This is a genomic window from Bacteroides sp. AM16-13 (genome assembly GCF_003602705.1).
Lineage (GTDB): Bacteria > Bacteroidota > Bacteroidia > Bacteroidales > Bacteroidaceae > Bacteroides > Bacteroides xylanisolvens.
Genome location: NZ_QTLK01000005.1, coordinates 99,361 through 111,451 on the forward strand (window position 1 = coordinate 99,361; position 12,091 = coordinate 111,451).

Below are 12,091 nucleotides of genomic sequence, written 5' to 3' on the forward strand. Positions count from 1 at the left end.
AGTATTTAGAAGTTAATCTTTATGTTAAATCCTATATTCCGGGTACTCGGCATCATGAAGTAGTCGATTCCCTGATAATAGTTGTTCGTAGTAGCTACTGCTTCAGGATCGAAAGGAGCTTTACAGTAGATCATCCAGAGATTTCTGCCCACAAGGGATACATTGATATCACAGACATTGCCCAGCCAGCGGCGCGGAACGGTGTAACCGATATGTGCCTCCTGCAGACGCAGGTTGGTAGCACTATAAGTATAGTAGGTAGGCAATCCGCTCTGCGATGCTACCACTTCATAGAAGCTTTGCGGATTCACGCGGCTACGGCCGTTTATCCATACTCCTCCGGCATCACGCGCGGCAGCAGATGTTTCAGATACTCCGTAGAGATCAAGATAAGCCTGTGTTGCCGAATAAACGATTCCGCCCAAACGGGCTGTCAACAAGAAACCGGCATTGATACCTTTATAAGAGAAGCTATTATTCCAGGCTAAATTTGCCTTAGGAAGTACGCTTCCCAACTTTATGTCACCGGCATTGTCGATGGCTGTCACATTGCCGCTATCGTCAATCAGGATATTACCGTTAATATCACGCTTCAAATCGGCATGGGTATAAAGATCGCCCAGCGTACCACCTTCCTTCAGGATAAATTTCGCCTTTCCGAATCCGCGACCTTCATCGGTTTTGAGTTCCAGTTTATCGACGTTGTAAGTTTTGCCCGTTTCCGGGTGAACATAATCCTTCACTAGTTCGACGATTTCATTCTTGTTGGCCGAGAAAGTAAAGCTGCTGTCCCAGCCGAAATCTCCCCAACGATGCCCATAAGACAACATAGCCTCGAAACCATAGTTGCGTACATATCCGGTCTGTACATACAATTTGTCATATCCTGACGAAACAGGAAGCCGAGGATCAAATGTCTGATTATAAGTATTGGCGTAATAGAAAGATCCGCTCAATTTGAAATCTTTAAACAGGGTTGCATCCAGACCTACTTCCCATGAGTCAGTACGCTCGGGGTATAGTTTACCAATGGGATAATTCGTCTGCGATTTCCAGTCCTGCTTATTGGCATCATACGAGTAAGTAGGATAGGTAAGAAAACGAGGATAAGGATTACCTACGGAACTGAACGCTCCGCGTACTTTAAGATAATCCACCCAATCAGGCAGTTTCAACATTTCAGTGATGACAGCCGAAAGCCCTACGGAAGGATAGAAGAATGAAGCCTGCGGAGAATGTGTCAGCTGCGAAGCCCAGTCGTTACGTCCTGTAACGGTGAGATAAAGCATACTTTTCCACCCTACTTCGGCACTGGCAAAAATAGATTCGGTCGCTTCGCGCCAACCCACCTGCGTAGCACGTTTTTTTGCGTTGTCAAGGTCGTAAACATTGAACAGATTAGGAATACCAGTTTCTCGTATAGGCCCCGCATAGCCCAATTCCTTACTAGTCACTCCACTATAACTGGCACCGATATTGGCTACAATCGTAAAATCCTGAATACGTTTATTAATATTCACCAACACATCGGCATAAGTCTGCGAATATTGTCCGTTATTTACTGTATAATGGCCTTGTGAACTACCGTCAGTCAGCGTGTTGCTACTGCTTGCATAAAGCTTGCCTTCATATTCGCTATGAGTATTGTCGATGCGGACACGCCCTGCCACATTCAGCCAGTCAAGAATCTGGTAACTCAAACCTGCTGAAGCCATATAGCGTTTCTTATTGTTGAGACGGAGATTACGGTAAGCAATCCAATAAGGATTCTGCATACGAAGGTCACCTTCGCCCTGCGGCCAAAACTGTACGCTAATTTTCCGGGCTTCATCCCAACGCTCGAAATTCTTCACTATAGAGAAATCATCCCCACGAGGGAAAAGATAAGCAGAAACCAACGGATTGGAGTACTGCCCCTGATTGGTCATATTACGGTCGTTCTGAAGAATATAGCTTGCACTTACATCCAGTTTCATCTTATCATTCAAGAAACTGGTCGTATTGCGGAAAGTGAAATTATATCTGTTATACCTATTGTTGGGAACCATCCCTGCCGAATTGACGGCAGCCGCAGAAAAGAAAGTCTGATTTTTATCCGTTCCGGTAGACAACGTAACGGAATTTGTATATACCGCACCCGTATCAAAAAAATCATCCGGCTCATATCCTGTTTGAGCAGCCGAGTTTAACTTCGGTCCCCAGCTATAAATATTGGAATTTCCTGTTTTACCATTACTACCTGTACCATAACGGTCCTGGAACTCGGGCATCTTAAAAGCATTCAACCATTCGATGCCACTTGATACACCTACTTGCAGCTTACCTACCTGTCCTTTTTTTGTAGTAATCACAATCGCACCGTTTGCCGCATTACTACCATAAAGGGCGGCAGCTGCCGCTCCAGTCAGTACGGAAATGCTTTCTATATCTTCCGGATTAATATCAGCAATGGCCTCGGTAGCTCCCTTTGAACCAAATTCCGTATCTCCTCCGCCACCGAAATTATACATCGGAATACCGTCAATCACATACAAGGCGTTACTACTCTGTTCAATAGACTTTGTTCCACGCATCACCACTCTACTTGCCCCACCGACACCGGAAGAGCTCGTATTGATAGTAACACCCGCAACTTTACCATTCAGGCTGTTTACAAAATTAGCATCCTTAATTTGGGTCAGTTCGTCGGACTTTACTTGCTGTACGTTGTAGCTCAATGCTTTCTGCTCGCGTTTGATGCCAAGTGCTGTTACAACGACTTCACTCAACAGTTTTGTATCCGAAGCCAGTTGCACGCTATATGTATTCTGTCCGGTTACTTTTACCGTCTGTGGAGTGTAACCTACATAACTGATACTCAACACACTTCCTGCAGGAGCTTCGAGCGAAAAGTTACCGTCTATGTTTGTGATAGTTCCAATGCTTGTACCTTCCACACGTACATTGACACCAATCAACGGTTCTCCGCTATCATCCAGTACGCGTCCGGTGATACGTTTGGTGGAAGCAGTTTCGGTTGCTTTCTGTTCTTGTGGAACGATGATGACATATTTTCCTTTGAGCTGATACGTATATCCTGTACCTTTTAGGATTTCCGTGAGAGAGTTCTCCAACGTGGCTTTTTCCAACGCCAAATCGATGGAGGGTTTGTTTTTCAACTGCGACTCGTTGTAACCAACGGACAGTTTCGTTTGTTTTTCCACTTCTTTCAATGCCTCGATGACCGATATGTTTTTCTTATGGATCGTAATCCGGGCATTACTACTTTGAGCAAAAGTAGGGGTAGAAAGGAGCAGACAGCACAAAAAAAGCATAAATACTCGACTGATTGCCTGCTTATTGGCTATAAATTCATAAATTTGCTGCATCTTCTTAGTATTAGTTTATACAGATAAAGTTAGATTCTCGAATTTAGTAGCGTCTGGTTAACGCTAATAGTAAGAATTTCGATTTCACATCCGGGGGAAGGTTGCAGCTTCTCCCGGATATTTTTTCCACATAGGCTCAATGTATTTTAAGGTTAATATTCAGTGTTTACAAGTTCTATTTTGTTCCCCGGTGCCGAAGCATGTCTTCCCCGGTACCGGAGCCTATCTTCATCGGTGCCGGAGACGCCCTTCCCCGGTGCCTGAAATATAGCACTTGTCTCCCACTATTTTATAGTCCAGATTTCCCGTCACACGAGCGATAATATCCATCACTTCTTCCATAGAAGCATTTTGCCCGAAAGTAAGATTGAACCGGTCTTCTTTCAGACTACGGAAACTATAAACAAAGGTGTAAGGGTATTTGCGTTCGAGACGGGTGAAGATTTCTTCCAATGTCATACTGCGGAAAACGATTTCGCCACGTTGCCAAGCAGTGACATCCTGCATATCAGGATGAAGTACGTTTCCGGAGCGGGTACGTTTGTTATAAGCCAGTTGCTCGTTCGGCTTCAAGATCTCCTGCCCCTGCTGATTATTGTACTCTACCAACACTTTTCCGGAAATCAGGGTAGCTGTCACTTCCTCTTCGTCGGGGTAGGCTGTCACGTTGAATTCCGTTCCGAGTGCCGTCACCTGAAAGTCCGAGGACTTCACGATAAAAGGATGCTCTTCGTCACGTTTCACCTTGAAGCCGGCTTCTCCCACAAGATACACACAACGGGTATCACCCTTAAATTGCTGTGGATAAAGTAAAGTGCTTTGGGAATTAATCAATACCTGCGTACCATCCGGCAAAGTGATGTTCCGCATCTCGGCGGTAGGAATATATGCTTGCAACAAATCTGGTGCCTGCCGGTTCTGCAAAGCCAGATAGATAGAAACGGAAGAAAATGCAATCAACAAAGCTGCCGCTACGCGCCACACTACCAGATGAGTACGTAAAGAATGTATCCTGCGCCTCGTTCCGATGCCTGTCAGTTCACGCATCCGTTCCAAAGAATGACGGTAGCCGGAAGTCGTTGCCGATTCGGTAGCCTCCCAAAGTTGATTGAGTTCATGATCTTTTTCATCGGCACGTTCTTCGTCGGTCAGCCATGTACGGAAATCCTGATCGACTTCTTTCGGATAGTCGTGATTGATATAACGGTCGATTACATCGCGAATATAATTCTTCATAAGGTGATATTTATTGTTCTGTTTAGAAACGCTTACGTAAATATCACTACTCAGCAAGGACAACTACGGGAAAAGACGGAATAGAATAACAAACATTAACACTTTGCGGAGTTCCGTCAATGTTTTATAGATGTGATCTTCTACGGTACGCAAGGGGATTTGCAGTTTATCTGCTATTTCTTTATGAGAAAGTCCTTCAAAACGGCTCATCTCAAAAACCCGTCTACGGCGATCAGGCAACTGACTGAGTGTCATCCTAATAAGCATTAATACTTCTTTATAGTATAGATTTTCTAACAGGGAGGAATCTTCGTCACAAAGTTCACCCAACAACTGGGCTTTCAAAACTTTGTCTTCATATTCCTGCTCTACCTTCTGATGCTTGAACAGGTTGAATATTTCATTCCGAGTCACAGTATAGAGATAACCAGTCATGGTTTCCTGATCTTGCCAAAGTTCAGGACGTGTCCATAACTTAAGAAATATATTCTGGGCAATGTCTTCCGCATCCTCCTCCGACTTGGTCAACAACTTCGCAAAGTTCTTCACACGAGGGAAGTTAGCGGCATAAAACTGCTCAAAACGGATATCCAATTCTGCTATCGTTTCGTTCATCTGTCGAGTCTTTTACTATGAAACCCGGGGCAAATATAGGCAAAATTAATTTCAGGCAATGGATGCAAACAAAAAAAACATCCCACCTTTTAAACCAAAACAAGTCTAAAAGGTGGGAATATTATAAGATTCTAAAGAATCTCAGAAGTTATTCTTCATCCATCAGAATTTCCAAAATCTGACAAGCAGCCTTCGCCACCGGAGTACCCGGACCAAAGATAGCAGCTACACCTGCCTTATACAGGAAGTCATAATCCTGTGCAGGAATAACACCACCGGCAATCACCACAATGTCTTCACGTCCCAGTTTCTTCAGTTCTTCAATAATCTGCGGAACCAATGTCTTATGACCGGCAGCCAGTGAAGAAACACCTACTACATGAACATCGTTTTCTACCGCTTCACGAGCAGCTTCTGCCGGAGTCTGGAACAACGGTCCCATATCCACGTCGAAACCACAGTCCGCATAACCCGTTGCTACTACCTTGGCACCACGGTCATGACCGTCCTGTCCCATCTTTGCAACCATGATACGAGGTTGACGTCCCTCTTTTTTCGCAAACTTCTCTGCCAGTTCACAAGCACGCTTGAAGTCGCTATCGTTTTTACTTTCTGATGAATACACGCCTGATATAGTTCTAATTATTGCTTTATAACGTCCTACAACCTGTTCGCACGCATAAGAAATTTCGCCCAAAGTAGCACGAACACGAGCTGCTTCAACTGCCAGTTCAAGCAAGTTACCCTTGCCGGTCTTCACACATTCAGTGATAGCTGCTAATGCCTTGTCCACTTCAGCCTGATTACGTCCTTCTTTCAAACGTTTCAGGTTTTCAATCTGTTCAAGACGAACTGCCGTATTATCAATTTCAAGGATATCAATCGGAGCTTCTTTTTCCAAACGATACTTGTTCACACCCACAATGGTCTGCTGACCGCTGTCGATACGAGCCTGTGTACGTGCAGCCGCTTCTTCGATACGCATTTTAGGAATACCTGTTTCGATAGCTTTCGCCATACCACCCAGTTTTTCAATTTCCTGAATATGTTCCCAAGCCTTGTGTGCCAGTTCGTTCGTCAGAGATTCTACATAGTAAGAGCCGCCCCATGGGTCAACGTTCTTGCAGATGTAAGTTTCTTCCTGAATATAAATCTGTGTGTTACGTGCGATACGTGCAGAGAAATCTGTCGGAAGAGCAATAGCCTCATCCAATGCATTGGTATGCAAAGATTGGGTATGTCCCAAAGCTGCAGCCATAGCCTCAATACAGGTACGTCCTACATTGTTGAACGGATCTTGCTCCGTCAATGACCATCCGGAAGTCTGTGAGTGAGTACGCAAGGCCAGTGATTTCGGGTTCTTCGGATTAAACTGTTTCACAATCTTCGCCCACAGCATACGTGCGGCACGCATCTTGGCAATTTCCATGAAGTGATTGGTTCCGATTGCCCAGAAGAAAGAAAGACGCGGAGCAAATGCATCAATATCAATACCTGCTGCTGTTCCGGCACGGAGATATTCCAAACCGTCAGCCAATGTATAAGCCAACTCAATATCTGCGGTAGCACCTGCTTCCTGCATGTGATAACCGGAGATAGAAATAGAGTTGAACTTCGGCATCTTCTGTGAAGTGTATTCGAAGATATCAGAAATAATCTTCATAGAGAATGCAGGCGGATAAATATAGGTATTACGCACCATGAATTCTTTCAAAATATCGTTCTGGATAGTACCTGCCATTTCTTCGAGTTTAGCACCTTGTTCCAAACCGGCATTGATATAGAATGCCATAATCGGAAGTACAGCACCATTCATCGTCATGGATACAGACATCTTATTCAAAGGAATACCATCGAACAAAACCTTCATGTTTTCCAATGAACAGATAGATACACCTGCTTTACCTACGTCACCCACTACACGTTCGTGGTCGGGGTCATAACCGCGGTGAGTAGCCAAGTCAAATGCTACTGACAAACCTTTCTGACCGGAAGCCAGATTACGGCGATAGAAAGCATTGGATTCTTCGGCAGTAGAGAATCCGGCATACTGACGGATGGTCCAGGGACGAAGGGTGTACATTACTGAATACGGACCACGCAAATAAGGAGGAAGTCCGGCAGCATAGCCGAGATGTTCCATTCCTTCGAGGTCTTCTTTTGTATAAACAGGCTTCACTTCAATGTGTTCCGGTGTTTTCCAGTCAGCGGAGATACCGTTAGCCTTTTGCCATTCAGCACCATTAGCAGGCTGAAATGCGGCATATATATCGATGTTTTTAAAATCTTTTCTCATCTTACTTCAATAGTTTAGCGTTAAACTCTTTCAAGGTATCCAATACGTTGACACGAACATGGATGAAGTTTTCGATACCTGCGGCTTTCAAGTCATCCATACAAGCCGGAGCACCGGCAACGATAAACATAGCGCGACCATTCAAGGCCTTGAAAGCAGGAACTGCATATTCAGCATATTCATCATCGCTGGAACAGATTACAACAATATCAGCTTTCGCAGCCATCGCTGCCTCTACTCCTGCCTCTACTGTTTCAAATCCAAGATTATCGATTACTTCATAACCGGCACAAGCCAGGAAGTTACAAGAATATTGCGCACGTGCCTGACGCATCGCCAGATTACCAATTGTCAACATGAACGCCTTCGGACGTTTGCCCGATGCTTCCGTTTCAAGACGTAACGCTTCAAACTCACTGGCTGCACGGTCGAATACCAATGTATCCACATCTTTCTCACAAGTATGAGAGTCACCTCCACAGCAGCATTTTCCTTCCACAGGTTTCTTGTCACCGGCTTTTTCGTTGAAATTCGGGAATTGGTTAGTACCCAACAGAATTTCACGACGCTGTGCCACTGCTTTATGACGGGCTTTATTACTTTCGTTTACTGCAGCCTGAACCGTACCAGCTTTTAATGCGGCATAGAAGCCACCTGCTTCTTCGGTAGCAAGGAAAAGTTCCCACGCTTGTTTAGCAATAGATACAGTCAGGTTCTCAATATAATAAGAACCGGCAGCCGGATCAATTACTTTATCGAAATGAGATTCTTCTTTCAGCAATAGTTGTTGATTGCGAGCCAGACGTTCTGATAATTCATCCGGAGTCTCATAAGTCTTATCAAACGGAACGACTGTCATCGAATCGACCCCACCCAAAGCGGCACTCATTGCTTCAGTCTGTGTACGAAGCAAATTCACGTGTGCGTCAAACAAAGTAAGATTAAAAGTAGAAGTTTCGGCATGAACCGCCATTTTTGCTGCACAACGACATTCACCGTTAGCTCCCTTATTATCGCAATCACGCAGACATTCAGGTTTATAAGAAGCTACGATATTTGCCCACAACAGACGTGCGGCACGGAACTTCGCAATTTCAAGGAAGTAATTGGAACTGATACCGAAATTGAATTTTATCTTTTTAGCTACTACGGCAACAGGAATACCGGCATCAGTCAACTGATTCATGTATTCATTACCCCAAGCCAATGCATAACCCAACTCTTGAGAGATATAAGCACCGGCATTGTTTAATGAGATTGCATTTACATTCAATACACGATAAAAAGGAAGCGGCTGGATAGCTTCGATCAACGCTTTCGCTGTCTGCACCATATCCCCTTTTTCCTTACCGCGAGTCAGCATCTTATTGAAGAAATCATAATTGATAGAGCCTTTCAGCTTCTTCACATCATAGTCTTTCTTCTGGAAATAAGCCACCAACAAATTAGCCAACTCCACAACATGCCCCTGGCAAGTTGAGAAATTTAATTCAACGCACTCTGCCTGAATATCATTCAACAGCGTCTCGATATATTCCGCATTGAGTTCTTTTGCTTTTACATGGAAAGATAGTGAATCAACACCCTTATTTAAGATGTCCAGTGCTTTTACATTGGCCTCTTTGGGGCATTCTACCCTGATTTCCTGGCGAACCAACCACTCATTGTTGTCTTTTTTAGTTCCTCTCAGATAAGGGAACTCTCCGGGAAGCGCATCAGTAGTTTTTAAACCCTCCAGATCTTCCATCCGGTAGAAAGGTTTCACTTTAAACCCTTCGTTTGTTTTCCAAACGAGCTTCTTCTCAAAATCAGCACCTTTCAAGTCGGCTGTAACCTTCTCCATCCATTGTTCGGTGGAGACAGGAGAAAAGTCTGAGAAGAGTTTTTCTTTTTTGTCTGCCATAGTTTATCTAAAATTAAAACAAGATTAATATTGTCTTTATTTTTATCTATCTCTTTCTAATTGTCTGTTGTTCGACATGCAAATATAACCAATAAGTTAAAACAAAACTTCTTTTTATAGAAAATTCGCACACCTCTCACTCTCGCATAGAATCTGTATAGAAATTCTTCATTCTTTATTTTTTTAGTTCTCCATTTATTTGATTTGCTCCAATGTTATGAGTAATTTTGCACCCGTTTTTAGAAAAACATTATAAAAACTGCTATATTATGGATTGGTTACAAAGTTTATTGTGGGACCCCAGCTCCGTAGCTCACATCGTGCTTCTCTACGCATTTGTAGTGGCAGCCGGAGTGTATTTGGGCAAGATAAAGATATTCGGAGTATCTTTGGGCGTCACATTTGTTTTGTTTGCCGGCATCCTAATGGGACATTTCGGCTTCACAGCCGATACACACATCCTACATTTCATCCGTGAATTCGGATTGATCTTGTTCGTATTCTGTATCGGTCTTCAGGTGGGGCCATCTTTCTTCTCTTCTTTCAAAAAAGGAGGAATGACATTGAACCTGTTGGCTGTAGGCATCGTAGTGTTAAATATTGCCGTTGCACTGGGGCTTTACTACCTCTGGAACGGCCGGGTAGAACTGCCGATGATGGTAGGTATCCTCTATGGAGCTGTCACAAACACTCCGGGACTTGGTGCCGCCAATGAAGCATTGAACCAGCTTAATTACACTGGTCCACAAATCGCACTGGGATATGCGTGTGCTTATCCGCTGGGCGTGGTAGGTATTATCGGTTCAATCATTGCTATCCGTTACATCTTCCGTGTCAATATGGCTAAAGAGGAAGAAAGTCTGAAAATCCAAAGTGGAGATGCACATCACAAACCTCACATGATGAGTCTGGAAGTACGCAATGAATCAATCAGCGGAAAAACTTTGATTGAAATCAAGGAATTTTTAGGCCGCCAGTTCGTTTGTTCCCGTATTCGTCATGAAGGTCATGTAAGTATCCCCAACCATGAAACCATATTCAATATGGGGGATCAATTATTCATTGTCTGTTCAGAAGAAGATGCTCCTGCAATTACCGTATTTATCGGTAAAGAAGTGGAACTCGACTGGGAGAAACAAGACCTCCCCATGGTTTCACGCCGTATTCTGGTGACTAAACCGGAAATCAACGGAAAGACTTTAGGATCTATGCATTTTCGCAGTATGTACGGAGTGAACGTTACCCGCATCAACCGTTCCGGTATGGACTTGTTTGCCGATCCAAATCTGGTACTTCAGGTAGGTGACCGTGTGATGGTGGTAGGTCAGCAAGATGCAGTTGAACGTGTAGCAGGTGTTTTGGGTAATCAGTTAAAACGTCTGGACACACCGAACATTGTGACTATTTTCGTTGGTATCTTCTTAGGAATTCTTCTGGGTAGCCTTCCTATAGCATTCCCCGGTATGCCAACTCCTTTGAAATTAGGTTTGGCAGGCGGACCGCTGGTAGTAGCTATTCTTATCGGACGTTTCGGTCATAAGCTCCATTTAGTGACTTATACCACCATGAGTGCCAACCTGATGCTTCGCGAAATCGGTATCGTGCTCTTCCTTGCCAGTGTCGGTATAGATGCCGGAGCCAACTTTGTGCAAACGGTAGTCGAAGGTGACGGATTACTATACGTAGGTTGTGGTTTCCTTATCACCGTTATCCCGTTGCTTATAATCGGTGCTATCGCAAGATTATATTATAAGGTAAACTACTTCACCCTGATGGGATTGATAGCCGGTAGTAATACCGACCCGCCCGCATTGGCTTATGCCAATCAAACAACATCCGGAGATGCTCCGGCAGTAGGGTATTCTACAGTTTACCCATTATCCATGTTCCTCCGTATTCTGACGGGGCAGATGATATTATTAACGATGATGTAAATCATGTTTTATTTATAAATAATAAAGCCGGTCATATCCTTCAATGGAATATACCGGCTTTATTTCTTTTTCTTATAGACTTCTTCTACGCCTATTATATAAGCTGTAGTTTCTTCACTACAAATTCTTCTATAAACCGAACTGTCTCTTCAACTCCCAAAGAAGAAGAATCGACACATAAGTGATAAGTAGCAGCTGCTCCCCACGTTTTATAACTATAATAATTATAATACTCCGAACGTCTCTTATCCGCTTTTTCTATCATTTCTTCTGCAGCTTCCGCATCAATATGATGCATGGCGCATAATCGCGCAATACGATCTTCCTTAGAGGCTGAAATAAAAACATTCGCACAACGAGGATGTTCACGCAGGATATAGTCCGCACAGCGTCCGACAAAGACACAAGATTTTTCTGCCGCCAGATGACGAATCACATCACTTTGCACTTTAAACAGGGCATCATTACTCAAACAGTTATTACATGGCATAGCTCCTTCACTGATAAAAGGGAAACGCATTCCGAACAATCCGCCAATAATACCTTGCGAAGCTTTCTCATCCGCTTTTTCAAAAAATTCTTTGCACAACCCGCTTTCTTCAGAAGCCAGATTAATCAACTCTTTATCGTAGAAGTCAATCCCCAAACGGGCTGCCAACTTCTCTCCTATTTCTTTTCCGCCGCTACCTAGTTGCCGACCGATGTTGATAACATAATTACCGCTCATAGTACATTTTGT

7 protein-coding genes are annotated in these 12,091 nt (G+C 43.8%); 1 reads left to right on the forward strand and 6 read right to left on the reverse strand.

What is annotated here, in order from left to right; all coding sequences use genetic code 11:
• Window positions 1-5 precede the first annotated feature (5 nt).
• The 5 genes from DW173_RS05240 to mutA all read right to left on the reverse strand — a co-directional run bounded on the left by DW173_RS05240 (window position 6) and on the right by mutA (window position 9,418).
• Window positions 6-3,368 carry a TonB-dependent receptor gene (locus DW173_RS05240; protein ID WP_008024830.1) on the reverse strand — a complete coding sequence of 1,121 codons (3,363 nt, stop codon included), beginning with the start codon at window positions 3,366-3,368 and terminating at the stop codon, window positions 6-8.
• Window positions 3,369-3,596: 228 nt separating this feature from the next.
• The gene (locus tag DW173_RS05245; RefSeq protein ID WP_004313561.1) at window positions 3,597-4,604 is read right to left on the reverse strand and encodes a FecR family protein; all 1,008 of its coding nucleotides are present in this window, start codon (window positions 4,602-4,604) and stop codon (window positions 3,597-3,599) included.
• 63 nt (window positions 4,605-4,667) lie between these two features.
• A complete protein-coding gene (locus DW173_RS05250) occupies window positions 4,668-5,219 on the reverse strand; it encodes an RNA polymerase sigma-70 factor (RefSeq protein ID WP_004313560.1) in 552 nt (183 codons plus the stop codon).
• A 148-nt stretch (window positions 5,220-5,367) separates the two neighbouring features.
• Window positions 5,368-7,515, reverse strand: coding sequence for a methylmalonyl-CoA mutase (gene scpA / locus DW173_RS05255; RefSeq protein WP_008641116.1), 2,148 nt, complete (start codon window positions 7,513-7,515; stop codon window positions 5,368-5,370).
• Between the two features lies 1 nt (window position 7,516).
• Window positions 7,517-9,418, reverse strand: coding sequence for a methylmalonyl-CoA mutase small subunit (gene mutA, locus DW173_RS05260; protein WP_120143961.1), 1,902 nt, complete (start codon window positions 9,416-9,418; stop codon window positions 7,517-7,519).
• Between the two features lie 269 nt (window positions 9,419-9,687).
• Here mutA and DW173_RS05265 point away from each other — a divergent pair, with 269 nt between their 5' ends.
• Window positions 9,688-11,352: a putative transporter gene (locus DW173_RS05265; RefSeq protein WP_008641106.1), complete on the forward strand. Its 1,665-nt coding sequence runs from the start codon at window positions 9,688-9,690 to the stop codon at window positions 11,350-11,352.
• Between the two features lie 94 nt (window positions 11,353-11,446).
• Here DW173_RS05265 and DW173_RS05270 read toward each other — a convergent pair whose 3' ends face one another.
• Window positions 11,447-12,079: an AAA family ATPase gene (locus tag DW173_RS05270; protein WP_004313556.1), complete on the reverse strand. Its 633-nt coding sequence runs from the start codon at window positions 12,077-12,079 to the stop codon at window positions 11,447-11,449.
• Window positions 12,080-12,091 lie beyond the last annotated feature (12 nt).